The following is a 26,710-nucleotide window of genomic DNA, read 5'->3' as shown; positions in this document are numbered from 1 at the left end:
GCGAATGGCTGAATCACAAAACGGTTCAGCGTTTAATGCAAGAGCTGGGTTTGAAGTCGTGCGTTCGGCCTAAAAAGTACCGTTCATACAAGGGTGAATGTGGCAAAGTCGCGCCAAATATATTGCAGCGGCAATTTAGTGCGGACAAGCCGAATCAGAAATGGGTAACCGATGTGACTGAATTTAATGTGCAGGGAGAAAAGCTCTATCTGTCACCGGTGCTGGATTTATACAATGGAGAAATTATCGCCTTTGAAATGGCGCGTCGCCCAGTGTTTGCGCTGGTCAGTCAAATGTTAAAGAAAGCCTTAGCGAGGCTGCGCCCAGATGAAAAGCCGCTGCTGCATTCAGATCAAGGTTGGCAGTATCAAATGGCAGGGTATCGGCAGCAATTGGCAGAAAAAGGGCTGGTGCAAAGTATGTCAAGAAAAGGCAATTGCCATGATAATGCAACGATGGAAAGCTTCTTCGGCACGTTAAAGTCAGAATTCTTCTACTTAGAAAAATTCACTAGTCTTGAGCAACTAGAGCAAGGCATCATGGATTACATCCATTAGTATAACCACGACCGAATCAAGTTGAAGTTAAAAGGGCTGAGTCCTGTGCAATACAGAACCCAACCCTTGAGTACCTAGCTTTTATACTGTCCAACTAATTGGGATCAGTTCAAAAATCGCGGCTTTTTTGTGGCCTGAACCCAATAGCCCAGACAATAAACTAAAGAGAGTGGCTTACTGGCTTAGCCCCAAAAAGGGCCAAGCCAGAGCACACCGCCAGCAATTACTTAGCCAGCGCAGTAAACAATTGATCGCGAATCGCTTCAACCTGGCCTACGCCATTCACTTTTACGTATTTAGGCGCAGTTGCATCGCCGCTGGCCGCCATTTCACCATAGTAACCAACCAATACCTCAGTCTGCTCATGATAAACCGACAGGCGCTTTTTAACGGTTTCTTCTTCGTCATCTGCGCGCTGAATTAGCTCTTCACCCGTTACATCATCCTTGCCTTCAACTTTAGGCGGGTTGAATTTAACGTGATAAGTGCGGCCAGAGGCCACATGCACGCGGCGGCCTGCCATACGATCAACGATGGCGTCATCAGGTACATCGATTTCTACAACATAATCAATCACCACGCCCGCTTCTTTCATGGCGTCTGCTTGTGGCACCGTACGCGGGAAACCATCAAACAAGAAGCCATTCGCACAGTCAGCATCTGTAATGCGTTCTTTCACAAGGCCAATAATGATGTCATCACGCACCAAGCCACCCGCATCCATAATAGATTTGGCTTCCAGACCCAGCGGCGTTCCCGCTTTTACGGCAGCGCGCAACATATCACCGGTAGAGATTTGCGGAATATTGTATTTTTCTTTGATATAAGTGGCTTGCGTACCCTTACCGGCGCCTGGCGCACCCAAAAGAATGAGTCTCATTGTTTTTCCCTAGTGGTTAATATTTTTAGATTTTGGATAAATGGGCAAAAGCATCACGTACGCGCGCTAAGTCTTCAGGTGTATCGACGCCAGCCAGAGGAGCATCAGCAGAAATATGTACACCAATGGTGTAACCATGCCACAGCACACGCAGTTGTTCCAGCGCTTCAATCGATTCGATGCAAGATGGCGACAGTTTTTGGTAAGTACGCAAAAATTCTGCACGATAGCCATAAATGCCAATATGACGTAAGGGCGCTAATGCCGCAGGCAAGACCGATTGATCTTGCATAAAGGCATCGCGCGGCCAAGGAATAGGCGCACGGCTAAAATACATAGCACGCTGCTTGGCATCTAAGACCACTTTTACCGCATTAGGATTCAAAAAGTCAGTTGCGCTGGTGATGGCATGACAAGCGGTTGACATCGCTAGGCTATTATCGGCAATCAGCTTAGCAGCAACCGCATCGATCAATAACGGGTCAATTAAAGGCTCATCGCCCTGCACATTCACCACCACTGCATCATCAGGCAAAGCTAAATGATTAATCGCCTCGGCAAGGCGATCTGTGCCGCTAGGATGATCACCGCGCGTCATAATGGCACGATAACCAGCAGCCTCGACCACCGATTTAATCTGCTCATCGTCTGTCGCCACGCAAACCAGGCTAGCTGATGATTTAAGTACCTGTTCAATCACCCGCACAATCATCGGCTTACCACCAATATCAGCCAAAGGCTTATTGGGCAGGCGAGTGGATTTAAGCCGCGCCGGAATCAGTGCGACAAAACTCACTGCACTTCTTCCAATACATCAAGCTCACGCGCTTCTACTTGTAGCATGACAGGAATGCCATCTTTAATTGCAAAAGCCAGCCGATCCGCTTTGCAAATCAATTCTTGTTGGCTTTTTACATAAGTTAGCGGGCCTTTGCAGACCGGGCAAACTAAGATTTCCAGCAATTTTGCATCCATTTTGTTCTCACTCAATTTACGTATTTTTTTGCACGCGACTCGCCAAAGGTTGGGCGATGAGCGCTAGTTTATTGCTCAGCCAGCTCGCCAGATCAGGCGTCAAGCTTGCGCTCACCGGCAAAACCCATATTCTAACATCTGCGAGCGCAGCTAGCTTTACCGCGTCTTTTTCTGTCACTACGATGACATCTGCATCAGGCAAATCATCAGCGCTAAATAAATGATGGTCTGGAAACGCATGCTCTGTAAACACGATACCAAGCGCTTTTAAGCTATTAAAAAAGCGTGCCGGATTACCAATACCACAGACTGCGGCCACACGTAAACCATGCCACAACGTTGGCGCAGCCCCCACCAGCGAGTAAAAATCCCCGGGCACGAGCGACATCTGAAACGAATGAGCGTGCTCAACCGGCAAACCAGCGCCATTCACAATCACGGCATCAAGCTTGCCAAGCCGCGTCACCGGCTCACGAAGCGGCCCTGCGGGGATCAAAGCACCATTGCCAAAACCACGCGCACCGTCTACTACGCAAAGCTCTAAATCACGCTGCAGGCGGTAATGCTGCAGCCCATCGTCGCACAGCAACACATCCACTTCCGGGTGAGCCGCCAACAAGGCAAGGCCCGCTGCGGCACGATCTTTAAAAACATACACAGGTACTTTACTGGCTCTGGCCAGCAAAATAGGCTCATCCCCGCTTAAGCGCGGATCAGTCTCGCTGCTCACGCAAAGCGGAGCCTTTGCCTTGCCACCGTAGCCACGAGAAATAATTCCGGGATGATAACCAAGGGCTTGCAAATTTTTTGCAAGATAGATGGTGAGTGGTGTTTTACCTGTGCCACCAGCAGTAATGTTACCTACCACAATAACCGGCACAGGCAAGCGCACGCTCTCTTTTAGGCCTGTACGAAACAAAGCACGCCGAAGCGTGCCAAGCGCAGCAAAAAGCCAGGACAGCGGCCTGAGCAAAAAAGAGAGCGGGTGCCGGGATGTATACCAAATCCGATCAATTAGCATCGGCACCTCACGCCCACTTTTAAAACATGATGCCTATTTAGCATTCGTCTGCGTTGCAAACGTCAGCTTGCCATAGCCCGCCAGACGCGCCGCTTCCATGACATTCACCACGCTCTGATGCGCGCTTTTTGCATCGGCATTGATGATAATCATCGGATCCGGGTTTTCACCCGCAGCACGACGCAGCAACAGGGCAAAATCATCTGCCGTACTAAATGTCGCGGCATTGCCATTCACGCTGTACTGGCCATTGGACGACACCGCCACATTAATCGACTTGGGCTGATTGTCTGCCGTTTTTTCAGCATCTGCCGTTGGCAAAGTGATTTTTAGCTCGGCAAACTTGGAGTAAGTCGTTGTTGCCATCAGGAAGATCAAAATCACCAGCAACACGTCAATCAACGGCACAAAGTTAATTTCTGGCTCTTCGCGATTACGGCCTTTACGAAAATTCATGGGATGCCCTTAATTTCGTTCGCCGTGCACAATTTCAACCAGCTTCACGGCTTGCTGTTCCATATCAACCAGATAGCTATCTACCTTGGTACGAAAAAAGCGATAAAAAATCAGTGCAGGTACGGCAACCATAATCCCGAAAGCCGTATTGTAAAGCGCCACAGAAATACCGTGCGCCAAAGCCGCTGGATTCGCCGCTCCTGTAGGTGCCTGTGAGCCAAAAATTTCGATCATACCGATAACGGTACCAAACAGACCCAGTAGCGGCGTAACCGCAGCCAAAGTGCCCAGCATAGGCAGGTAGCGCTCTAATTCATGCGACACTGCGCTACCCGTTTCTTCAATCGACTCTTTCATGATTTCACGGGAGCTGCGAACATTTTTTAAGCCCGCAGACAATACACGCCCTAGTGGACTATTGGCAGAGAGTTTGGTCAGCATCTCAGCGCTCACACCGCGGCTGCGATATTCCTGCACAACACTCGCCAGCAAACCTTTTGGTAAGATTTGACTCTGACGCAAAGTCAGCAAGCGCTCAATGATAATGGTGACGGTAGCAATAGAAGCAGCAATAATCAGCCAAATCGGCCAGCCGGCCGCTTCAATAATAGCAAGCATAGTAATTTCATCCTGGACGCGATTAGAAGCGCGTCACTTTAACGGGAATCAGGGTCTGGGGGAAGCGCCGCGCTCAAGAACGGCTCTTTTTACTAAGAAAAATCAAGATCTGGCCAAGGCGGCTTATCAATCAGAACAAGGCTTTGTTTTGTGCGAACATAGCACCCGGACGGCTGAGCGCTTTACAAAAAACCAGTCAGCCAAACAAGTTAAGCTGTGATTTAAAAACAGAACTTCGCAAACAAGAACAGGGCCTAAGCCCGTGATCTAACATGGTTTTTTATTTGTCAATACACTGTGGATAACTTTGTGCACAAAATGCAAAATATGCCTAAATAGATCAGAATCACGGATGTAGGCTCGACTAAACTAACTACACAATCATTCACTAATAGATAATAAAATCAACAAGTTAAAACAAAATCCTCTACTACAACTCTCACAACCCTACGCAAATCGTTAGTTTGCGCCATTTTGTGGATTAAACAGAGCCGAATCGAGATTGTCATGAATTTGTCAAGTACAAACAGCGTCATTTTAACCGTCTCGGAACTCAACCGCCGCGCCAAAACTTTGCTGGAAAGTAGTTTTCCTTTGTTGTGGGTAGCCGGTGAGATTTCAAATTTTAAACGTTACGATTCAGGACACTGCTACTTCAGCATAAAAGATACAAATGCTCAAGTAAGGTGCGTGATGTTTAGAAATCGCGCTGCTTTGCTTGATTTTCAGCCCAGAGAAGGGATGCAAGTCGAAGCACGTGCGCTGGTCTCTTTATACGAAGCCCGCGGTGATTTCCAGCTGACCATTGAAGCTTTACGCCCGGCCGGCTTAGGCGCTCTGTTTGCCGCTTATGAAAAATTAAAACAAAAGTTAGAAAATGAAGGTTTGTTTGCCACTGAACGCAAAAGAGCCTTGCCCGTTTTTCCGCGCGCAGTAGGCATTGTCACCTCCCCCGCAGCAGCCGCACTTTCTGATGTGATTGCTGCATTGCAACGCCGCATGCCCAGCCTCCCCATTATCCTTTACCCCACACCAGTACAGGGGCTGGATGCTGCACCGCAAATTGCCAATGCCATCCATAAAGCGAGCGAGCGCAAAGAAGTGGATGTATTAATTGTGTGCCGAGGCGGTGGCAGCCTAGAAGACTTGTGGGCATTTAATGAGGAAATCGTTGCACGCGCTATTGCCAGCTGCACTATGCCGGTTGTAAGTGGCGTAGGGCACGAAACTGACTTCAGCATCGCTGATTTTGTCGCGGATATACGAGCGGCCACCCCCACAGCGGCAGCAGAATTAGTGAGCCCAAACCGCAGCGAATGGCTGGCAAGACTGGAGCGCCAGCAGGGCCGTATGCACCGCGCCATAGAGCGCCAAATCCAAAGCAAAATGCAGCAATTGGATGGCGTATCAAGACGTTTGCAGCATCCAGGGGAACGTTTACGCCGACAAAAAACACATTTGCAAGAATTGAGCCGCCGCCTGCAACTTGCCCCCGCCCGAACACTGGAAAAAAATCATTACCAACTCAAACAGCTTTCGCTTAACTTAAGCCACTTAAAGCCTCATCCCGGCCGCCAGCAAGAGCGCCTGCAGCATTTATCTCGCCAGCTTTTGCAAGCCATGCCACGCCAGCTAAAACAGCAGCGACAAAAGCTAGCCATGCTCGCTGCACGCTTGGAGCCATGGAACCCGCAATCCGTATTGGCCCGCGGCTACACGCTGGTCACCCGGCCAGACGGGCAGCTTGTGCGCCATGGCGCTCAACTTAAGCATGACGAGCCGCTATTACTGCAATTTGCCGATAGCACTGCGGATGTGCGCGTCATTAAAAACTTAGGGGAGCAAGGAAAGCTGGGAATATAAGCCCCTTAAGGCAAGGACTGCATTAAAGGGCAATAATGCTATCAACTTAATCCGTTTCACTTAGTGAAACCCAAATCTTGAACCACGTAGGCCACAGAGAGCACGGAGTTTTATGGAGAAAAACATCTAATGAGTTAGGTTTTATAGGGTGTACAACAACGCAGTCGGAGCGCAGAGAACGGTACGCAAGAAAAACGACTTGCACACCCTATACAAAACCAACAGTGTTTTGACCTTAAGTTGATAGGAGGCGATTACTCGGCCTTGCCTTCATCCTCTTCCGGCTCGGCTTCAGCCACCAAACTTAAATGCCCTAATTCATCATGTGAAACACTTTTACTATCTTTACTCTTTAATTTAACCCGCAAACGTAATTCATTAATTGAATCGGCATTTTTAAGTGCTTCTTCAAGGCTAATGCGGCCATCTTCGTATAAATGAAATAGCGCAGAATCAAAAGTTTGCATGCCTAATTCTTCTGATTTAAGCATGGCCGTTTTTACGCCACCTACGTCGCCTTTAAAAATCATATCCGCCACTAAAGGTGAATTAAGCAAAACTTCAATTGCTGCAACCCGCCCTTTTCCATCTGGCGTTGGAATCAAACGCTGAGAAACCATGCCGCGCATATTTAATGATAAATCCATATAAATTTGCGGATGGCGCTCTTCAGGGAAGAAATTAACAATTCGCTCCAAAGCCTGATTAGCACTATTGGCATGCAAGGTGCCCATGCATAAATGCCCTGTTTCGGCAAAAGAAAGAGCGTATTCCATGGTGTCCCGATCGCGAATCTCACCAATTAAAATCACATCGGGCGCTTGCCTTAAGGTGTTTTTTAGTGCGGCAAACCAATGCTTGGTGTCTCTTCCTACCTCACGGTGAGTCACTAAACAATTTTTGCTTTTATGCACATATTCAATCGGGTCTTCAATGGTAATGATATGGCCGTGAGTATTTTGATTGCGATAATCAATCATGGCTGCCATCGTGGTCGATTTACCCGAGCCAGTGCCCCCCACCAGCAGCACCAAGCCACGCTTAGCCAGCACTACGTCTTTTAAAATAGGCGGTAATTTCAACTCATCAAAATCGGGAATTTTGCTGGTAATGACCCGCAATACCATGCCGACTTTTTCTTGCTGCATAAATACATTAACCCGAAAGCGACCAATGCCTTCGGGGTTAATGGCGAAATTGCATTCGTAATCCCGCTCAAATTCTTCAACCTGATCGGGCCGCATGATCGAATAGGCCAAAGCCTTGGAAATTACACCATTTAATTTTTGATTTCCAACCGGCGTTAGCCTGCCATTGATTTTCATCGCGGGGGGAAAATCATCCGCAATAAAAAGATCAGACGCTTTATGCTGCAACATCATGCGCAGCAAATCATTGATTGTTTTACTGGCTTGTTCTGGAGCCATTTTTAGAACCTTTACACAAAATCGTTTTAGCCCCGCAAGCGGGAAAGGCAAAACTCACAAGAAACACACACTTTCTGATGAGAAGCTGCTGACAGCGTAGTTGCTTCCACGCACCGTTTCTTCCTGAATAAGCAATAAATCAGATAAGACGGCGACATAATACACATGCATTTACTTACAACCAACACAGAGAATGATGCAGGAAACACCCTAGAGCACACACCCAACACCCAATTCTTCAGCTAAAAAATGGCCGCCCCACCTAGCTAGCACTCAAAATCCCAGTTTTCACATCGCACACGGCGAGGGGTGATCTTCCTGTAAAATGCGCCCCATCCAAGCCCTGTTCAAAGACTTATGCGCAAAATTACTCATGTTGCAGCTGGCATTTTACTGCGTGCCGATGGCTCGTTTTTGCTCGGCAGCCGCCCTGCCGGCAAACCTTATGCAGGTTACTGGGAGTTTCCCGGTGGCAAGCTGGAAAGCGGCGAGACCGAGCTAGCGGCACTAAAACGTGAATTAGTCGAAGAAATGGGCATCGCCGTCACCGCGGCCACGCCGTGGATCGTGCAAACATTTGACTACCCCCACGCCAGTGTAAGGCTGTCTTTTTTCCGGATTAGCGATTGGGAAGGCGAGATCACCGCGCATGAAGGTCAGGAGTTCGCCTGGCAAGTACCGGGCAAGCTGAATGTTTCACCGATTCTGCCTGCCAATGGGCCTATCCTGCGCGGCTTAGCCCTGCCTGATGTAATGACAATTTCTAATGTGGCCGAGCTGGGAGAGGCGGCCTTTTTAGAAGCGCTTGCCAAAAACAAACCACACTGGCTGATTTTGCGCGAGCCGCAGCTTGATGCCGCACAATACCGATTACTCGCAGAAAAAGTGCTCCGTATTTGCAAACACCAGCAAACCCGATTAATGCTACATGATGATGCTGAGCTAGCACTGGCGCTGGGCGCAGATGGCGTGCATTTACCTGCACGCAGCCTGCTTAAGCTAAAAAAACGACCTGCGCTCGATTGGGTAGGTGCATCCACCCATAATGCAGCCGAATTAGGCGCTGCCAGCGCCCTCTCTCTCGACTATGCGCTGCTAGGGCATATTAGCGACACCCCTTCACACCCCGATGCTGCACCGCTAGGTTGGGATGGCTTTGATGCACTGCTCAAGCAAGGCTGGCCGTTTCCTGTCTATGCTTTGGGCGGCATGAAGCGTAGTGATCTGGGGACAGCCATGCAGCACGGCGCACATGGAGTGGCCTTAATGCGCGCAGCTTGGGTTTAAGCCATGAAAATCATTAAAATAACCCTTACTCTGCTGATTGCATTGGCACTCACTCTGGCGGTACTCGGCAATAAATTTGGCTGGTTTACGCCGGATAATGAGCCGGAAGCACGGCTCGATTGCCCTGTTTTCAGCGAGGGTTGCGTCTTTCACTTTGAAGAAGAAAATTACAAGGTAAAAAGCCAGGAGCCGCTCAGTGCTAATAAACCAGTGCAATTACTCGTCACCGGCAAGGCAAAGATCATCCGTGCCAGCTGGCAAATGCAAGGAATGGAAATGGGCCCCAATAACTATCGCTTGCTAAGCAATGATCAGCAGCACTGGCAAGCCCAGACCGCCCTGCCTTTTTGCACCAATAAACGCCAGGACTGGTTGTTAAAACTCGATATTGATGGCCGCCGCATCGCCATTAGCACGGCAAGTAATTAGGCCACAATGAATCAACTTAAATATTTAGCCGCCTACCCTGCCGCAATTCAAACTCAGGTTCAGCAATTATTAGATAATAATCAGCTCGCAAGCGTTATTTTAAAAAAATATCCAGCGGCTCACGATATCAGAACCGACAAAGCACTCTATGACTATGTGCTCGATATCAAAAACGATTATTTACGCAAAACAGAGCCGGTTAGCAAAATTGCTTTTGATAGCAAAACTCATGTGATTAATCATGCGCTGGGCCTACATACCACCATATCGCGGGTGCAGGGCAGCAAACTCAAATCCAAACATGAAATCCGTATTGCTTCGATGTTTAAAGAAGTGCCCATCGAGTTTTTAAAAATGATTGTGGTGCACGAATTGGCGCATTTAAAAGAAAAAGAGCACGACAAGGCTTTTTATAAATTATGCGAATATATGGAGCCGCAATACCACCAGCTGGAATTTGATTTGCGCTTATACCTCACGCAGGTCGAGCGCTATGGGAAATTGTTTTAAAGCGGCGTTTGGATGAGGCTTAAGGTTTAGAGCGTACTGCGCCAAATGACACGGCACAATACACCCTGCATTTTCAGATACTAATCCGCCAGCCACTTCAACTTATCGTGCAGGCTGACAACCTCGCCGATAATAATCAGCGCAGGGGGTTTAATGCCCAGATCCGCCACCTTTTGCGCCAAATCACTTAAAGTGCCCACCACCACCCGCTGCTTCGAGAGCGTGGCTTTTTCGACCATTGCTGCAGGGGTGGCTGGGTTTCTGCCGTGTTTGATGAGTTGCACGCATATTTTATCAACCTGTGCCACCCCCATATACACCACCACCGTTTCAGTGGGGCTGACTAAACGCGGCCAATCAAGCTCTACTTCCCCATCACGGCGATGGCCAGTTACAAAGGTCACCGATTGGGCATAATCACGGTGAGTGAGCGGGATGCCTGCATAGCAAGAAGCCCCCGCTGCTGAAGTAATGCCCGGCACCACTTCAAAGGCAATGCCCGCGTCGGCCAGCTCTTCGATTTCTTCACCGCCACGGCCAAAGATAAAAGGGTCACCCCCTTTAAGCCGCAACACTTTTTTGCCCTGCCGAGCATAGCGTACCAGAAGTTGATTAATTTCCTCCTGTGGCACCGCATGGTTATTAGATTTTTTCCCCACATATACTCGCTCCGCATCGCGGCGCACCATATCTAAAATCGGGGCAGAAACTAGATTATCGTAGAGCACCACATCGGCCTGCTGCATCAGCCTAAGGGCACGAAAGGTCAGTAGATCAGGATTGCCCGGCCCACAGCCCACCAAATACACCGCGCCTTGTAAGGGCGCATCGGCATCTGCCTTAATGGCCGCACTTAATGCTCGCCGCGCCGCATCATGCTGGCCCGCAAACACCATATCGGGAATCGGCCCTGCCAGTGTTTTTTCCCAAAACTGCTTACGGGCATCCACACTCGTTAGTGTTTGCTTTACTTCCTCACGAAAATCGCTGGCCATTTGTGCCAAATCACCGTAGCCATGCGGAATCAAGGCTTCTAATTGGCTACGCAGCTGCCGCGCTAAAACCGGCACGCCACCTGATGTCGAAATCGCAATCATTAGAGGCGATCGATCCACAATGGCAGGCGTAATAAAACGGCAGCTGGCAGGATCATCCACCGCATTCACCAAAATACCGCGTGCTTCACAGGCCTCAAACACTTGGCGATTGATCTCCTCACTATCAGTAGCCGCAATCACTAAGCGCATGTTTTGTAGCTGCAATTCATTAAAGCTAGCGGCCAGATAAATCAACGCTCCCGCGGCCACGGCCTGTGCCAATTCCTCACAAAGCGCGGGTGCAACCACGGTGATCCTGCCTCCCGCCGCAGTAAGCAGGCGTATCTTACGTGCAGCGACATCGCCTCCACCAATCACCAGACAATGTTGATCGCGTAAATTTAAAAAAAGCGGGAAGTAATTCATATACAAACAACCTTAAAATCAATTACTGCTTAGTTTGAGCCAGTCTTTCTATTAATGCAAAATCACTCCCTGCTATACATATGACTTAAATCAAATATAGTGGGGTGCAACTCATGTTTAACTAGCGAGGAAAAGCATGCTGTCTGTATTTTCTTTTAAATAACATGCCACAAAAGGCCCTTCCTATGAAAAAAGCCCTGTTATTACTTTGTTTATTCAGCACCAGCAGCGCTTTTGCGATTAGCCCTGCTGATTTAGCTAAAGCCAAAAATTGCTTCGCCTGTCATGCACCAGATAAAAAATTGATTGGCCCTTCATACAAAGAAGTCGCCGCAAAATATAAAACAGATGCAAATGCTGTGACCAAACTAGCTGACAAAATTAAGAAAGGTGGCAGCGGCGTCTGGGGCAGCATGCCCATGCCCCCTAATGCAGTGAGCGATGCTGAGGCAAAAGATTTAGCCAAATGGATACTCAGTTTGAAGTAAGAAATTAGCCGCATAAAAAATACTCACAACACATACCAGTTGCATAAATCAAATAGAATAAATGGGTAATTTACCTGCTACTACGCATCAGCAGATAACGATAAGATCCGTCTTGCTGAGTATTTCTGCTCAATATTTTAGCCCCCGATCCAGCTAATGCTGGGCGGGGGTTGCTTGTTTTGGCTCAGGTGCTAAACCGAAATATGATTTTTTACTAAAAGAGATTTTCTTATGCGTGCCCTTTTTCTAATACCTCTACTTGCTTTACCCCTCTTTGCCCAAGCCACCGTGCTCACGCCTACAGCAGCAATCAGCACAATCGGCAGCCAGCGTATGCTGACCCAGCGCATTGTGAAGGCCTATTGCCAGCAAGGACGAGGCATTAACGCCAATGCAGCCAAGCAACAAATTAATAGCTCAATTACTCAGTTCTCCAACCAGTTAGCCAATTTACTTGAAAGCGCCACCGTGCCGGAAAGCATTGCCGCAGTAAAAAAACAAGAAACACAGTGGCAAACTTTCCGCGTATTGGCACAAACCTCGCCAAAAGTAGAAACAGCCAAGCAATTGGATGATCTTGCCGAAAGCATGCAATACGACGCCGGTGAGCTAGCCAAGCGTTTAGAAGCGAGCTTTGGTAAGCCACAGGGTAAATTGATCCGCATTGCGGGCAGAGAACGCATGCTCAGCCAGCGTCTGGCTAAAGCAGCCTGCCTGCAAAGCTGGCGTGCTAACCCTGCACTTAAGCTACAGCAAGCTCAGTCTCAAAAAGAATTTGCTGCGGGCTTAGTCACTTTACGTGCCTCATCAGAAAATACCCCCGCCACTTTAAAGCAACTGGATCTGGCACAGATGCAATGGGTGTTTTTAGAAAACGCACTCAGTGGGCTAGATAGCGAAGCCGACAACAATATCGCCACAACCAGCGAACGGCTGCTTGAAGTGATGGATAAGCTCAGTAATCAATACGAAAAACTAGGCAACTAATAAGAAGCTGCTGCGGGCTAAAATAGCCGCAGCACAATTAAGCAGAGAACGCTAAAGCGCTGTTTGAATATTCATTTTGCCCATAACGAGCAGCAAGTTTTTGCTCTGTGGGGCTGCGTTTAGCAATCTCTGCCTGAGCAGTTTGCGCCATAGCGGCAGCTGCCGCCGCAATGGCGCGATCTGCCCCACTAGGATCTGCGGGTGCTAAAGCCGCCGCTTGAATGATTCTGGCTTTGCTTAAGGTTTCTTCCGGAGTGCGGCCGGGGCTGACATCGATTTTAACTTCGCCCCCTACCACATAACGCTTGCCATCCGGGCCCGTTTCCATTGAATACGAAGCTCCGCTCGTTGCCAATCCACCTGCTGCCGCTAAATGAGCTTGCTCGTGCTGGCGAACTTCCCGATCTCGCTTCGCCATTTTTTCAACAATGGCGAGCTCTGCTTCGCTAAGCGGATCACCATTAGGCTTAATTTGTGCTGTTTTGGATTGAGTACTAGCGTCTTGCTCTTTGGCGTAATCAACACTCGCCCCGCGGCCTTGATTCAGGGCGCTATTAGATGCTGTAGAAACTCCGCTGATGCCGCTCATGATCGTCAGTACTTATGCGATATAAATAAATTATACCCCAGTAAAAACACAAAAATACCAACCTTTTATCAGCTATGGCTTGCAAATTACTTTGGAATTAAAAACTAAAACTTAGTTCAGGCAGCTCATTTGCAAACATTGAATTATTCGTAGGGCGGGTGAAACCCGCCAGATTTATACCCTAAAAGCGATGTAAACAGCGGGTTGCACCCGCCCTACGAAAAACATTTCACTTAAATTGATAGGATTGGGTCCCCCCTAAACCTTCAGCAGCATTTCCCGCCCTGGCAGCCAACGATCTAAATGCAGCAGCGCCGTTGGCATATGGTGAGCCAGTAAGTCTTCCGCCACGGCCCGTGCTTCTTCGAGCAAATCAGCGTCTTTTTCCAGATCGGCAAAACGCAGCATCGGCACACCCGATTGCCGTACACCGGCTAGCTCGCCGGGGCCGCGGATTTCCATGTCTTGACGAGCGATTTCAAAGCCATCAGTGTTTTCATAGATCACCCGCAAGCGAGACTTGGCCAGCTCGCCAAGCGGCGTGGTGTAAAGCAACACACACAATGAAGCATGCGCCCCGCGCCCTACCCGGCCACGTAACTGATGCAATTGCGATAAGCCCATACGCTCGGCGTGCTCGATCACCATCAGGCTGGCATTAGGCACATCGACGCCGACTTCGATCACCGTGGTGGCGACCAAAACTTGTACTTCATTTCTTAAAAAAGCCGCCATCACCGCTGCTTTTTCAGCCGTTTTCATGCGGCCATGCACGAGGCCCACCACCATGCCTTCCAGCTCTTCGGTCAGTTGCTGATGCGTATCGACTGCCGTTTGCAATTGCAGCGCTTCAGACTCCTCAATCAGTGGGCAGACCCAATACACTTGGCGGCCTTCTTCAACCTTTGCGGCGATACGCTGGATGATTTCATCGCGCCGCGCATCGCTGACTAGCTTAGTCACAATCGGTGTGCGCCCTGGTGGTAACTCGTCGATCACGCTCACATCCAGATCGGCGTAATAGCTCATCGCCAAGGTGCGCGGGATCGGCGTGGCGCTCATCATCAACTGATGCGGGCTGCCACCTTTTTCACGCAGCGCTAATCTTTGCGCCACGCCAAAGCGATGTTGCTCGTCAACAATCGCAAGGCCCAATTTTGCAAAAGTCACGCTGGCCTGAAAAATAGCGTGCGTACCCACCACTAAGGGCGCAGTGCCCAAGGCGGCGTCTTCGATGGCATTGCGTTTTGCTTTTGCACCCAAAGAGCCAGCCAGCCAAGCCACTTTGATGCCTAGCGGGGCAAACCATGCGGATAATTTATTAAAATGTTGCTCAGCCAAAATTTCAGTCGGAGCCATCAAGGCCACTTGATAGCCCGACTCGATCGCTTGGCAAGCCGCCAGTGCCGCCACAATAGTCTTGCCCGAGCCTACATCGCCCTGCAAAAGCCGCTGCATAGGGTGAGGCTGGTTTAAATCGTGGGTAATTTCTTTGAGCACTTTGCTCTGCGCACCGGTTAAGGCAAACGGCAGACTCGCCAGCAAACTCGCCGCCAGCTCGCCCTTGGGCGCAATCACCGGTGCCGTGCGCTCGCGCCTTGCAGCATGGGCAGTGCGTAGGCTCAATTGCTGGGCCAACAGTTCATCAAACTTTAAGCGCTGCCAAGCCGGATGCGTGCGCTCAGTCAGCAAAATATTCGGGATATCTGGAGTTGGCGAATGGAGTAGCTGCACGCTGGAGGAAAAATCCGGCAGATTCAGCGGCTCTGTCACCCATGCAGGCAGTGTGTCACGTAAATCGCAGTGCTTTAGCGCAAGACGAATCAGCTTGCCAAGCTGCAATTGATTCAAACCCGCCGTGGTCGGATAAATCGGCGTTAAGGCTTCGTTTAGACTCTGTTCATTGGCGGCGCGTATCTTGGGGTGCACCATTTCATCCCCCAAAAATCCCCACCGAATCTCACCATAGAGGCGCACCGTTTTACCCACCGCCAGCTGTTTGGCAACACTGGGATAAAAATTAAGCAAACGCACATTCAGCGATCCACCCGCATCACTCACCCGCGCCACCAGCTGTTTGCGCGGCTTATATTGCACCTCGCACGATTCCACCGTGCCCTCTACCAGCACCGATTGCCCCATCGGCGCATCCACCATGGGGTAAAGATGCGTTTCGTCTTCGTAACGCAGCGGTAAGTGCAGCACCAGATCAAAAGGGCGTATCAGCCCTAATTTAGTAAGGCGGCTTTTCAGTGCTTCGGGTAAGACGGCTAGATCCATGACTTTTGAACGATCGTTCGATTGAACGCTACTTTAGGGCATTCGTGACGTAAGGGAAAGGGAAGATATGGGTTTAGGGCTAAAAACGCCAAAATTGAGGATAGAAAACTATTTTCACACTGCCACCCTCGGCAAAACAATCTCAAAGATGGCGCCTTCCCCATCGGGGCTGCTCACGCTGATGTGCCCGCCAAGCACCGACTGAATAATGTTGTAGCTGATATGCAAGCCCAAACCACTGCCCCCCTGCCCAAGCTGGGTGGTAAAAAAAGGCTCAAAGACACGGCCAATATGGTCCTTGCTGATGCCTCGGCCATTATCTTTAACGACCAGCACCACATGCTGATCACCTTTTGCAGCGCCTTGTACGCTAATTAAGCCATGCTGGCTTGCTTCGAAGCCATGCACGATGGCGTTGATAATAAGATTACTCAGCACTTGCCCAAACGCCCCCGGAAAGCTATCCATTTGTAAGCCATCCGCAATATCTAGCTTTAGCTCATGCCCCGCCCCACGTAGGCGGCTAGAAAGCATCAGCACCACATCTTCACATTCTGTATGCAAATCAAACAAACGCCGCTGATCCGAGGTTTGATCGACGGCAACTTGCTTAAAACTAGTAATCAAGCCTGCAGCCTTAAGCAAACAGCGCATCAATAAGCTAGATGACTCTTCCGCGCTTTGGCAATAACGCTCTAGCTCTGATCTACGCACATTGCCAGCCTGTATTTGCTGCAAAAACCGCTCACTATCTTCACGCAGGGTGCTGGCCACTAATAAGCTATTACCAATCGGTGTATTCAGCTCATGCGCCACACCGGCCACCAAGGAGCCTAGCGATGCAAGCTTTTCACGCTGAATCAGCTCGCCCTGTGTTTGACGCAACTCACTCAGCGCCTGATCGGCCAAGCCCTGCGATCTTTCGGCGGCGGCATAGGCGGCGGCATTATCCAGCGCAATCGCACCATAGGCAGACAGCGTTAAAAAAATAGAAAGCTCACGCTCGCCGTAAGCATGATAGCTAGGGGTTTGAATCGACATCACTCCTAGCAGACGATCTCCAATCAGTAGTGGAGCAAAGAGCAAACTCAGTGTTTCGAGTGTGCCAGGCACCCAAGTAACATCTTCATTATCAGGCTCTAAATGAATTAAGACTTCTCGCCTTTCACGCGCGCAACGAGCAATTTTAGAGATTGGACTATTTAAAGCCGTGCCCTCACTCGTTACCGCCTTACCGTTTTCAATGCCAAACGCCATATTCAGCGCATCTTGCTGCTCATCGAGTAGAAACACCACAAAGCTGGTGACATCAAGCAATTGATCAACATATCGATGTAAAGATTTAAAAACTGCATTGGCATTAAGGCAAGCCGTAATCTCCCGCCCTATCGTGCCCAAGGTTTCTAAAGTAGCCGTGCTGGTTTTAAGCGTGGCGGCAACTTGGCGATGGTGCTCGGTTTCTGCATGAGCACGCTCAACTTCAAGGCGAATTTGCATCGCCAAGGTACGTTTTTCTACATCAAGGGAATAGGTCTTTTTATGTGCTGCAGCGGCGGCTTGGCTGTTTTCATAAGCGGCAACAAAATTGCCACATGCAGCATGGGCGGCCGCGATTTCTGTATATAAATCAAACGACATGCCATAACCACGGATCGTGGCAACCACCACCAACTCTAAATTTAAAAAATGTAAAGTGGCCGAAGGTGCGCTCATCCCCTCGGGGGCAGGCAAAGAAAATGCCGCATGCGTTTGCGCCATAATATGCAAAGCATGAATTTGCCCCTCTGCATTATCATGCTCACGCGCCAGCTGCAGTGCCGCATCTGCTTTATGAATAGCGGCTTGTGGCTGGGCCAGCATAAATAGCGCCTTAGCCTGGCCACACCATGCAATAACCAATAAATCAGGCTCGCCTAGCTCATCGTGCAGAAGAAGCTGAGCCTCTAGCTTGCTAAACGCAGCCAACCCTTGCTCTGCATGGCCCATATCCAGCTCAAGCTGCCCTAGCATTTTGAGCCCTAGCTCATAGTTGCGAGAGCCCATCAGCGCCTCAAGCAAAACTAAAGCTTCTTGTACGCAAACCATGGCTTCGCCGAATCTAGCCAGCTGGCGCATGATGTCGCCCATCAAAATCAAACAATAACCAATACTTGCAGGCCAGCGCGTATTGCGGGCTAAGGCAAGAGACACCTCCCGCCACTCAAGCCCTGCGCCTAAATCACCCATAATACAAAATGATTCAGCCGCATTATTCGCCGCCACCAAAGCCTGCCTAATTTGTCCGCAATCAAGCCCCACCCGATAGGCCAACAAATAATGCTTAATAGATATACCTAAATCGTTGGTGAGCGCGGCAACGGAAGCCCTCGCCATGGCAAGCCAAGTCAGTGTGGATGCAGGATATAGCCCATCAAGGGGAAAGGTGGCCTGTAAAGCAAGACCCGTTGCAACTGGATCTCGAAATGCGGCATACACCAAATGGCGCGCCTGCACGATTTGAATGCGTAAAGGATCATTGGCAAGCCGATACTCCACCAAAGCAGAATCCAAACTCGCAACAACCTGTGCGACCTTGCCTTCATCAATAAAAATTGAGGCATTCAGCCAGTGGCTATCACCGACGCCAAGCCGATCTTCTAATTTAATAAACAGAGTCAAAGCCAAACGGTTCAATTGCTTGGCAGCTGCAAAATCTGCATACAGCAATTTAATTTCAGCGCGTAGTAGCAAGAGACGAGCAGCCAACCGATGCAGCTCGATATCCTTATTGGGGATAAGTAACAGGGCCGCATCAGCTTGATCGGCCAACGCCAAGGCGCGTGTGCAATCTCGTTGTCGCAAGTACCAAGCCAGCCGCACCAAAGCAATCAGCAGCGCAACACCCTGCAATTTCAGGAGCTGCTCTTCCTGCTTTACGACATCCTGATTCAGTACGAATAATTCCATGATGTAAGCCTATTGATTGCACCAAGCGTATTAACCAACCACATTATCCCAGCAAGGCTTAGCAGGACTATTCAGCATTATATTTAGTAAGAGGGAATTCAACCTTTTCGCTTGAGTCGCCTACATAACAGCAAGCGCATCAGACAAAGATAAAAGCCAATACCACGCATCCTCATATCAAGATACAAAACAGCATAAATAGTACCGTGTAGCTAAATATGAATCAGCCGTTCGAGCTGACGTGGCGAACCCTTAGTTTTTAAAAGTTCTTCTATCCTTCACCAAGCTCAGGACAAACTGATCGTTGTGCTGGACAACTTATTTAATACTTAATACAAAATAACCATAATTAAAAGATTCTTATTCTTAATAAAAAATACAATACATTTCACCCACCTTACTTAATGAGCCACCAGAGTAAAGCGGCACAATGTGCCGATATACTTCTGCTCACCCATCAATATATTTCTAATATATTTAACACCCTGCAATTAACCACCCGCTTGTTGCAAATAAAAGACAATATTGCCTCACGTTTGCCCGCCAATTAATAAATATATATTTATCATTCTTTCGCACCGAAAAAATTTAATAGCAATATTCTTCAAAATATCAGCATAAACATAATGAAAATAAGTTGATATGTGGAATTAATAATTTTACATGTCAGTAAGAATTAACAAGAAATAAAACACCACCCCCCTTTTATTTCAACATACTGACAAAAAAATACAGGTATGGTGTCAACAATAAGCGCACCTACTCAACAAAATAAATCGTTGATTTAAATAAAAATTTTAAAAAATGACTCATTTTAAAGATGGTTGGATTAGTGTTAAACCCAGCTAAATCTTTCATATTTTTTACAAAAAACCACGTATAAAAAACACTCTCCCCTCCCATTTCTACCCTGCCACCATCGCTTCACTCCAAGTGTTCTGTTTCGGTCAAATGGTTACATATCGTTACACTGTAAATAATACCACCTGCTAATTTTTAGCCAGCAAGCCGCTTGTCACTAAAACAAATACGAAAAATCGTTTAAAACACACGGAGCCTTTTATGAAGATGAAACGACTCACCATAGCCATCGCGATGATAGGCGCAGGCGCAGTAATCCATGCGCAAGCAGCAGAAACCGTCAACAAAGTTGAACGCGTTGAAGTCACAGGCTCCAATATCAAACGCACCGCTAAAACAGGCGCAACCCCTGTACAGGTGATGAGCCGCCAAGAAATTGCCAAAACCGGTGCCACCACCGTGGCCGAGCTGGTTGATAACCTAGCCTCCAGCAATAATGGCTATGCGCAGGCGCAAGCCGTGGGCGATTCAGGCAAGCCCGGTTTCTCTGGGGCCAACTTACGCGGCCTAGGCACATCCAAAACGCTGATTCTGGTGAATGGCCGCCGTATGGCGAACTACGCTTTTGATAGCGCAGGCGTCGATTTGAACTCCATCCCGCTTGGCGCAGTTGACCGGGTTGAAATTGTAAAAGATGGCGCTTCTGCGGTTTACGGCACCGATGCAATCGGCGGCGTAATGAACTTTATTTTGAAGAAAAACTTTGTTGGTGCAGAAATTGGCGGTGGCCTTGAGCAAACCTTTGACGGTGGTGGCGACGTCAAAAAAGCTAACTTTAGCTTTGGTTTCGGCAACCTAGACGAAGACAATTACAACGTCTTTATGGCGCTAGATGTCTCCAAACAAGAAGCGCTGGCCGCTAAAGATCGCAGCTACTCCAAAACATCATATATCCCCGATAAAGAAATCAATAAAACATCAGCCAATACTTTTCCAGCCACTATTCTCAATGGTCCAGGTGGCAAACCAGTTAATGTTGGCTATTTAACGGGCTGTGATCAGCCTAGATCACTACCAGTGGCAAATCCAAACTTTGCCACTGGTGGTAATTGCCGTTTTGATTACGCAAGTATTATTGATATTGTTTCGCCGCAAGAGCGCCTCTCCTTCTATAGCAAGGGCACTTTTAAAATCAATGACAGCGCTCAGGTTTTTGCCGATTATCTGTTTACCCGCAATATAGGGACTTATTCCTCTTCCCCTGTGCCAGTTTCAAGCGCCACAACATTTAATGGCGATAACTTACTTTATCCCGCCAATGGCAAATACGATCCATACAAAGGCACACTGGGTGATTTAAAACTGCAATGGCGCGGGATTGATCTGGGGCCACGCACCAACGAAGCCACCTCTGATCAACACCGCTTTATTGTGGGTGCCGAAGGCGAACTAGCTGGTTGGGATTATCGTGGCGCCTTAGTTTATGCATCCAATAAAACCGAAGATAAATATACCAATGGCTGGGTATATGAAAGTAAATTACTGCCTGCCATGATGAGCGGGGTGATTAATCCATTCGGCCCGCAAGATGCAGCAGGAAAAGCCGCACTGGAAGCCACTAAAATCACCGGCAAAGTGCAAAGCGGTGAAACCACCAATAAATCAGCTGATATTCAGTTTTCTAAAGAAATCTATGAATTAGATGTCGGTAAAGTGGGTTTTGCTTTTGGTGGAGATGTGCGTAAAGAAACCTACGCCTTTACACCTGAAGCCATTTTATCGGGGGGTGATATTTTAGGTGGCGGTGGTAACCGCCAGTCCACCAAGGGCGAACGCCTGGTTTATGCCGGTTTTGCCGAAATGGTTGTGCCCATCCTGAAAAACCTGGAATTACAAGCGGCACTGCGTTACGACCATTACGACGATATGGGCAGCACCACCAATCCTAAGCTGAGCTTTCGCTATCAGCCGATTGATGAAGTGGTGTTGCGCGGCTCGATCAGCACGGGTTATCACGCGCCCACACTGGATGATTTAAATCGCCCGACTAGCAAAACCAATACCGGTGGTAGCTACGACGATCCGGAACGCTGCGCGGCCACCAAGAGCCCACTAGATTGCAATTTACAATTGAATCTAGTGCAAGGTGGCAGCAAAGCACTGACACCTGAATTATCCACCAATTACACTTTTGGCTTTTTAGTTGAGCCAGTTAAAAATATCTCCTTAGGTATTGATTACTGGAATATCAATATCAAAGACCGAATTGATGTGATATCAGATGCGACTGTCTTTGATAACTACGCCAAGTACAAAGATAAAGTAGTACGTAAAGCACGCACCGCAGCCGATATTGCAGCGGGCTTGCCTGGTCTGATCGACTACGTAGATTCTAAATCACAGAATCTGGGCGAATTACGTACCGATGGCCTTGATGTATCTTTCCTTGCTGCAACGCCTAAAACGGAATACGGCACTTTCCGCTTGGGTGTAGAGGGTACATACACCATTAGCAATGAATATCAGCGCGAAAAGAATGGCGATTTCTTTGATAGCGTTGGTCAATATATCGACCTAGGCATGAACCCGCGCTGGAGACACAATCTGTCTCTGTCTTGGAATATGGCCGAATGGGGTGCATCACTAACAAACAACCTGACATCCAGCTATATCGACCAAAACCAAATCACCTACAAAGACCCTAAAACCGGCGTTGAATCTCAAGTCAATCGCACCGTTGAGGCTTATAGCACTTGGGGCCTACAAGGCACATACCGTACCAAAAGCATTGAGCTGACTTTAGGTGTGAAAAACCTGTTTGATACCGATCCACCTTTCACCAATCAGGCCGATCACTTCCAAGTGGGTTTCGATCCTAAGTACACATCCCCAAGTGGCCGTAGCTGGTATGCCAAGGCGAATTACAAGTTCTAAGCCGGTTTTAAAGCTGTAAATACAAAAAGGGCAAAGTCTGCATGACTCTGCCCTTTTTGTTTTGGTCCAAAGACTAAATCAATTTCCCCAAATCTTTTTCCACCATTTTCATCAATAAAGGCTGTGCTTCAGCCTTAGGGTGAAGCTGATCGGGCTGAAAGAGCGTGGTGTTTTTAATGACAGGTGCGAGTAAAAATGGCGTTAAGCTGATACTGTATTGCTTGGCAAGCCTTGGATAAATCGCGGCAAAGCCTTGCGTATAGCTTGCACCATAATTAGGCGGCATTTGCATGCCGATCAGATGCACTTTGGCACCGCTGGCTTTAGCCATTTTAATCATACTGCCTAGGTTTTTTTCCATATCCGCCAGCGGCAAGCCACGCAGGCCATCGTTGGCCCCAAGCTGCAGCAATACCATTTTTGGCTGATGTGTTTTAAGTGCCTGCGGGAACCTTGTAAGCCCTCCGGCAGTCGTTTCTCCTGACACACTGGCATTCACCACCCGCCATGCTTTACCTTGCTTAGCCAGATCTTTATCTAATAATGCAGGCCATGCAGCATGGGCTGCAATGCCATAGCCAGCAGACAGGCTATCGCCAAATACTAAAATTAAAGGCGCTGCGGCCTGCGCCGACGCCATACACACACTCAAACCCAATACGGATACGAAACGCCACATGAATCATCCCTCAGAAATAATGCTGGCCGTGCGCGGTCTGGGTAAGACAGTCAGCACCGCGGTCGAAAAACTTGATCTCTTACATGATATTGAATTTTCTCTGCCAGCGGGAGCCAGTCTTGCCATTGTGGGTAGCTCAGGTTCGGGAAAATCCACCTTACTGGCCCTATTAGCAGGGCTGGATCAGGCCTCGCGTGGGCAAATTACGCTGGCAGGTAAGGATTTAGGCAGCTTAAACGAAGATCAACGGGCCGAGCTGCGCGGGCAAGTTTCTGGCTTTGTCTTTCAATCGTTTCAACTGTTACCCGAGCTATCTGCCTTAGAAAATACCATGTTGCCGTTGGAATTAGCAGGTGAAAAAGACGCCGCAGCCCGTGCTACAGAATGGCTAGAACGCGTGGGTTTAAGTCATCGCCTAGAACATACGCCAAGGCAATTGTCAGGGGGCGAGCAGCAGCGTGTCGCCTTAGCGCGTGCTTTTGCGTCTAATCCGCAAATTCTTTTTGCAGATGAGCCAACCGGCAGCCTAGATGCTGCTACGGGCATGGCCATTGCCGACTTGCTGTTTCAACTGAATGAGGAAACCAAGGCCACGTTGGTACTTGTCACCCACGATGAAAAACTCGCGGCGCGTTGCGGCTGGCAGTTAAGGCTTTCTGCTGGGACGCAGATCGAGTTTTCAAGATCGCCGGAAGCAAGCCCCATCGTCCGCCACGAACAAAATGTCTGAATAAAGAGACTGCCGCGCTTGCCTTATTAGAGAGCTACATCTTGAACCACATCAGATCCTCAGAAAAAATTTGACCGTCCCATAACAACACCGACGATTTGCATTAATGGAAAACCCCATGCACAAACTCAATTGGCGTTTGTTTTACCGCAGCTTTCAGGCCGGTGAATATCGCACCCTCTTAGCGGCGCTGATCATTGCCATTGCTGCCCTCACCGCCGTGGGGCTGTTGTCAGCAAGGATGGAGAAGCTGCTGGCGCTAGAAGCGAATGATCTACTGGCAGCGGATGCCGTGATCAGCTCAGATCACGCCCTCAGCGCAAGCTACAAACAGCAGGCAGAGCGCCTTGGCTTAAATACCGCAGAGACCGCTGTTTTTCCTAGCATGGCGGGCTTTAATGGCCAAGTGATGCTGTCGTCAGTCAAGGCCGTTAGCCATGCCTATCCTTTGCGCGGGCAATTAAAACTCGCGCCTGATGGCCATGTCAGCACCGCACCAGAGGCGGGCACTGCCTATGCTGACGCAAGACTGGCGGCCACTTTAAAGCTTAAATTGGGCGACACACTGGAAGTCGGCCAGCTCAAGCTGAAACTCGCCGCCATGATTGAGCGCGAGCCCGATGCCGCCATGGATTTCTCTGGCCTGCAGCCTCGTTTAATGATTAATCAGCAAGACTTAGCCGCCAGTGGCTTACTTGGTTTTGGCAGCCGTGTGAAATATCGCTTACTTATTGCTGGCCCGCCCGCCACCATTACCACATGGCATCAGGCGGTGCAGCCCAAGCTCTTACGGGGCGAAAAGCTAGAAGACGTGCGCGATGCCCGCCCCGAAGTAAAAACCGCTTTAGAGCGTGCCGAGCGCTTTTTGCGCCTCACATCCTTACTTGCAGGCTGCCTAGCCGCCATGGCGATTTTGCTGGCGGCGCGCCGTTTTGCCACCCGCCATTTTGATACCGTTGCCCTGCTACGTACCTTGGGAGCCAGCCGTGGCACGGTGCGCACCCTGCTGCTATCGCAACTGGCCCTGCTTACGCTGGCTGCAAGCCTGATTGGCGGCTTGCTGGGCTGGGGCGCGCAAAGCCTGCTGGTGTTTAGCATTCAGGACAGACTGCCTGCCGCCTTACCCGATGGCACTTTACTACCTTGGCTTGTTGCCTCTTTACTCGGCTTGGTGCTGCTGATGGGCAGTGCGGGGCCGATGCTGCTGGCGCTGGCGAATACCCCGCCGCTACGCGTGTTGCGCCATGAGTTAGAACCCAAAGCCAGCCTGATTTTACAATGGGCACTCACCTTTTTAGCGCTGTTGCTGCTGCTCTGGTGGATTGCTGCGGAAGCCAAGCTAGCTTTGATGGTCGGCGCGGGGATAGCTGCAACGCTGTTACTCGCTGGCGGCAGCGGCCTTGGCTTGCTCTGGCTCTTGCCGCGTATCTTGCCAGAACACCCGATTAAGCTGGCGCTACGCCAGTTGCTGCGCCGCCCTGGCCTCGCCTTTGCCCAGCTCGGTGCTTTGGCGATTGGCCTCTTAGGCATCTGGCTGCTTACCGTGGTGGAAGGCGATTTACTTAAAACATGGGAAGGCCGTGTGGCAGCCGATGCGCCCAATCATTTCGCAGTGAACATTCAACCCGAGCAAGCAGCGCAATTTGAACAACGCTTTATTAATCGACACATGCCCGTACCCGCACTGCAAAGCATGATTCGTGGCCGCTGGACCATGCAAAACAAGCAAGCCATCAAACCAGAAAACTTTCAGGAAGACAGAGCAAAGCACCTAGCAGAGCGCGAATTCAATCTCTCTTGGGGCGATATTATGAGTGCGGACAACCGCATTGTTGCAGGTAAGCCGCTTAATGATAGCCAGCCCGGTTTCTCGGTAGAGGCCAAACTCGCCACCACTTTAAATATCAAACTAGGCGATATGCTGAGCTTTGATATTGCGGGGACCACAGTCACCGCACCGGTAGTGAATCTACGCGAAGTCAATTGGGATTCCTTTCGCGTCAACTTCTTTGTGGTTGCCAGCAAGGCGCTTGTCGCCGATTTACCCACCAGCCTGATCACCAGCTTTCATCTGAGTGCGGCGCAAAAAACCATCGTGCCCGAGCTAGTGCAAGCGCTGCCGAACGTCACGATTATTGACGTGGGCCAAGTGCTGGCCGAAGTACGGCGGATTTTAGATTTATCTGCGGCAGCGCTGCGCTTGGTGTTTTTATTCTGCATCGCAGCGGGGGTAACGGTGCTGTTTGCCGCGCTCGACACCACCGAGTCTGAACGCGCCAGAGAAGCCGCCATTTTGCGCGCACTAGGCGCAACTTCGAAGAAACTGCGCAGCGTGTGGCTATCAGAAAGCCTGCTGGTTGGCGGCATTGCAGGCTTAATCGCGGGGCTGATGGCCAGTATTGGCGGCGTAGTGATTGGCCAGGAATTACTCGAGCTGCCTGTGGCCTTTAACTATTGGCTGCCTTTTGCCAGCCTGCTGGCTGGGGCCGTCATCACCGCTCTCGCCGTGCTCAGGCGTTTACATAAACTCAGCAAAACATCGCCTATGGTTTTGCTAAGGGATGCGGGGTAAGGATCTGGCTCTTATCAAACTACCTGAATACAAAGTAGGGCGTACTCGAAGCGAAGCGCAGTGCGCCGTTAACAGGGCAGACCACCAAACTGGTTTTTCCTGCACTAAGGCGTACTGCGCTATCGCTGAGCGACTAAAAACTGTCGCTCAGCGATAGCTTCGAGTACGCCCTACTTTTACAAGTTGAGTTAATTTGGGATTGATTTCGAGTTACATTC

Annotated in this window: 20 protein-coding genes and 2 pseudogenes; 10 read left to right on the top strand and 12 right to left on the bottom strand. The window is 49.4% G+C overall.

Annotation, left to right across the window (positions count from 1 at the left end):
• Positions 1 to 635, top strand: a pseudogene (locus ACFQNF_RS18785) (IS3 family transposase); the annotation flags it as partial.
• Between the two features lie 145 nt (positions 636 to 780).
• Here ACFQNF_RS18785 and adk read toward each other — a convergent pair.
• Genes adk through ACFQNF_RS18755 form a run of 6 tightly spaced genes read right to left on the bottom strand, consistent with a single transcriptional unit; the run spans position 781 to position 4,507 of the window.
• Entirely contained in the window at positions 781 to 1,437 is a 657-nt protein-coding gene (adk, locus tag ACFQNF_RS18780; RefSeq protein WP_380189586.1) for an adenylate kinase, read from the bottom strand.
• Positions 1,438 to 1,462: 25 nt separating this feature from the next.
• The gene (gene kdsB, locus ACFQNF_RS18775) at positions 1,463 to 2,233 is read right to left on the bottom strand and encodes a 3-deoxy-manno-octulosonate cytidylyltransferase (protein WP_380189584.1); all 771 of its coding nucleotides are present in this window, start codon (positions 2,231 to 2,233) and stop codon (positions 1,463 to 1,465) included.
• A complete protein-coding gene (locus ACFQNF_RS18770) occupies positions 2,230 to 2,412 on the bottom strand; it encodes a Trm112 family protein (RefSeq protein ID WP_380189582.1) in 183 nt (60 codons plus the stop codon). The genes kdsB and ACFQNF_RS18770 overlap by 4 nt, the downstream gene beginning before the upstream one ends.
• Positions 2,413 to 2,428: 16 nt before the next feature.
• A complete protein-coding gene (lpxK, locus tag ACFQNF_RS18765) occupies positions 2,429 to 3,433 on the bottom strand; it encodes a tetraacyldisaccharide 4'-kinase (protein WP_380189580.1) in 1,005 nt (334 codons plus the stop codon).
• Between the two features lie 33 nt (positions 3,434 to 3,466).
• Complete coding sequence (locus ACFQNF_RS18760) at positions 3,467 to 3,889, bottom strand: ExbD/TolR family protein (RefSeq protein ID WP_046351192.1); 423 nt, start codon at positions 3,887 to 3,889, stop codon at positions 3,467 to 3,469.
• A 9-nt stretch (positions 3,890 to 3,898) separates the two neighbouring features.
• Positions 3,899 to 4,507 carry a MotA/TolQ/ExbB proton channel family protein gene (locus tag ACFQNF_RS18755; protein ID WP_046351191.1) on the bottom strand — a complete coding sequence of 203 codons (609 nt, stop codon included), beginning with the start codon at positions 4,505 to 4,507 and terminating at the stop codon, positions 3,899 to 3,901.
• A gap of 507 nt (positions 4,508 to 5,014) precedes the next feature.
• On the opposite strand from ACFQNF_RS18755, the gene xseA reads away from it, so the two are divergent.
• A complete protein-coding gene (gene xseA / locus ACFQNF_RS18750) occupies positions 5,015 to 6,370 on the top strand; it encodes an exodeoxyribonuclease VII large subunit (protein ID WP_380189578.1) in 1,356 nt (451 codons plus the stop codon).
• Between the two features lie 254 nt (positions 6,371 to 6,624).
• On the opposite strand, the gene ACFQNF_RS18745 is transcribed toward xseA, so the two are convergent.
• Positions 6,625 to 7,797 carry a PilT/PilU family type 4a pilus ATPase gene (locus tag ACFQNF_RS18745; protein ID WP_380189576.1) on the bottom strand — a complete coding sequence of 391 codons (1,173 nt, stop codon included), beginning with the start codon at positions 7,795 to 7,797 and terminating at the stop codon, positions 6,625 to 6,627.
• Positions 7,798 to 8,154: 357 nt separating this feature from the next.
• Here ACFQNF_RS18745 and ACFQNF_RS18740 point away from each other — a divergent pair, with 357 nt between their 5' ends.
• Genes ACFQNF_RS18740 through ACFQNF_RS18730 form a run of 3 tightly spaced genes read left to right on the top strand, consistent with a single transcriptional unit; the run spans position 8,155 to position 10,023 of the window.
• Positions 8,155 to 9,084, top strand: coding sequence for a Nudix family hydrolase (locus ACFQNF_RS18740; protein WP_380189574.1), 930 nt, complete (start codon positions 8,155 to 8,157; stop codon positions 9,082 to 9,084).
• A 3-nt stretch (positions 9,085 to 9,087) separates the two neighbouring features.
• A complete protein-coding gene (locus tag ACFQNF_RS18735; RefSeq protein ID WP_380189572.1) occupies positions 9,088 to 9,513 on the top strand; it encodes a hypothetical protein in 426 nt (141 codons plus the stop codon).
• Between the two features lie 6 nt (positions 9,514 to 9,519).
• The gene (locus ACFQNF_RS18730; protein WP_380189570.1) at positions 9,520 to 10,023 is read left to right on the top strand and encodes a YgjP-like metallopeptidase domain-containing protein; all 504 of its coding nucleotides are present in this window, start codon (positions 9,520 to 9,522) and stop codon (positions 10,021 to 10,023) included.
• A gap of 80 nt (positions 10,024 to 10,103) precedes the next feature.
• On the opposite strand, the gene cysG is transcribed toward ACFQNF_RS18730, so the two are convergent.
• Entirely contained in the window at positions 10,104 to 11,486 is a 1,383-nt protein-coding gene (cysG, locus tag ACFQNF_RS18725; protein WP_380189568.1) for a siroheme synthase CysG, read from the bottom strand.
• A gap of 185 nt (positions 11,487 to 11,671) precedes the next feature.
• On the opposite strand from cysG, the gene ACFQNF_RS18720 reads away from it, so the two are divergent.
• Together ACFQNF_RS18720 and ACFQNF_RS18715 are read left to right on the top strand one after the other, a co-directional pair.
• Complete coding sequence (locus ACFQNF_RS18720; protein WP_380189566.1) at positions 11,672 to 11,974, top strand: c-type cytochrome; 303 nt, start codon at positions 11,672 to 11,674, stop codon at positions 11,972 to 11,974.
• A 231-nt stretch (positions 11,975 to 12,205) separates the two neighbouring features.
• The gene (locus ACFQNF_RS18715) at positions 12,206 to 12,961 is read left to right on the top strand and encodes a type IV pili methyl-accepting chemotaxis transducer N-terminal domain-containing protein (protein ID WP_380189564.1); all 756 of its coding nucleotides are present in this window, start codon (positions 12,206 to 12,208) and stop codon (positions 12,959 to 12,961) included.
• A gap of 37 nt (positions 12,962 to 12,998) precedes the next feature.
• On the opposite strand, the gene ACFQNF_RS18710 is transcribed toward ACFQNF_RS18715, so the two are convergent.
• From ACFQNF_RS18710 to ACFQNF_RS18700, 3 genes and pseudogenes are all read right to left on the bottom strand, one after another.
• Positions 12,999 to 13,550, bottom strand: a complete 552-nt coding sequence (locus ACFQNF_RS18710; RefSeq protein WP_380189562.1) for a putative metalloprotease CJM1_0395 family protein — start codon at positions 13,548 to 13,550, stop codon at positions 12,999 to 13,001.
• A gap of 258 nt (positions 13,551 to 13,808) precedes the next feature.
• A pseudogene (gene recG / locus ACFQNF_RS18705) lies at positions 13,809 to 15,842 on the bottom strand (ATP-dependent DNA helicase RecG); the annotation flags it as partial.
• 102 nt (positions 15,843 to 15,944) lie between these two features.
• The gene (locus ACFQNF_RS18700) at positions 15,945 to 18,776 is read right to left on the bottom strand and encodes an ATP-binding protein (RefSeq protein ID WP_380189560.1); all 2,832 of its coding nucleotides are present in this window, start codon (positions 18,774 to 18,776) and stop codon (positions 15,945 to 15,947) included.
• Between the two features lie 1,062 nt (positions 18,777 to 19,838).
• Between ACFQNF_RS18700 and ACFQNF_RS18695 the strand changes: the two genes are divergently transcribed.
• The gene (locus ACFQNF_RS18695) at positions 19,839 to 22,511 is read left to right on the top strand and encodes a TonB-dependent receptor (protein ID WP_380189558.1); all 2,673 of its coding nucleotides are present in this window, start codon (positions 19,839 to 19,841) and stop codon (positions 22,509 to 22,511) included.
• Between the two features lie 73 nt (positions 22,512 to 22,584).
• Here ACFQNF_RS18695 and ACFQNF_RS18690 read toward each other — a convergent pair whose 3' ends face one another.
• Positions 22,585 to 23,190: an arylesterase gene (locus ACFQNF_RS18690; RefSeq protein WP_380189556.1), complete on the bottom strand. Its 606-nt coding sequence runs from the start codon at positions 23,188 to 23,190 to the stop codon at positions 22,585 to 22,587.
• On the opposite strand from ACFQNF_RS18690, the gene ACFQNF_RS18685 reads away from it, so the two are divergent.
• Together ACFQNF_RS18685 and ACFQNF_RS18680 are read left to right on the top strand one after the other, a co-directional pair.
• Entirely contained in the window at positions 23,189 to 23,920 is a 732-nt protein-coding gene (locus ACFQNF_RS18685; RefSeq protein ID WP_380189554.1) for an ABC transporter ATP-binding protein, read from the top strand. The two genes, ACFQNF_RS18690 and ACFQNF_RS18685, sit on opposite strands and share 2 nt — an antisense overlap.
• Positions 23,921 to 24,038: 118 nt before the next feature.
• Complete coding sequence (locus ACFQNF_RS18680) at positions 24,039 to 26,492, top strand: ABC transporter permease (RefSeq protein WP_380189552.1); 2,454 nt, start codon at positions 24,039 to 24,041, stop codon at positions 26,490 to 26,492.
• Positions 26,493 to 26,710: the final 218 nt, after the last annotated feature.

Source organism: Iodobacter arcticus (genome assembly GCF_042664895.1).
GTDB classification, from domain to species: Bacteria; Pseudomonadota; Gammaproteobacteria; order Burkholderiales; family Chitinibacteraceae; genus Iodobacter; species Iodobacter arcticus.
Note: the sequence above shows the minus strand (reverse complement) of the source record. Positions and strands in the feature narration are given on the sequence as shown.